Genomic DNA, 398 nt, shown 5'->3' on the forward strand with positions numbered 1-398 from the left:
GGGAAATCCTGAAAAAGACTTCCTGATTTGGCAAAATCCCCGGACACCAATCGCCGAGCTTTTCGATGATGAAGCAAATGACCTTCGCCGATGCCGAGTACGCCGGTAAGCGCAAGCAGACCCGCAAGGAATTGTTCCTGATCGAGATGGATCGGGTCGTACCCTGGAAGGGTTTGATTGCCCTGATCGAACCTCATTACCCGAAGGGCGAAGGGGGTCGTCCGGCCTATCCTTTGATGGCGATGCTGCGGGTTCATCTCATGCAGAACTGGTTCGGTTACAGCGATCCTGCGATGGAAGAAGCGCTGTACGAGACGACGATCTTGCGCCAGTTTTCCGGTCTGAGCCTGGAGCGGATCCCAGATGAAACTACCATCCTCAACTTCCGTCGCCTGCTG

General features: G+C 55.0%; 1 protein-coding gene. It reads left to right on the forward strand.

The features are described from left to right. Positions 1–68: 68 nt before the first annotated feature. Positions 69–398, forward strand: a 330-nt coding sequence (locus V6F78_RS22305) for a transposase (RefSeq protein ID WP_332728363.1), incomplete at its 3' end; no start/stop codon positions are given.

Origin of the sequence: Pseudomonas sp. ESBL9 (assembly GCF_036668715.1) — a bacterium.
GTDB lineage: Bacteria > Pseudomonadota > Gammaproteobacteria > Pseudomonadales > Pseudomonadaceae > Aquipseudomonas > Aquipseudomonas lundensis.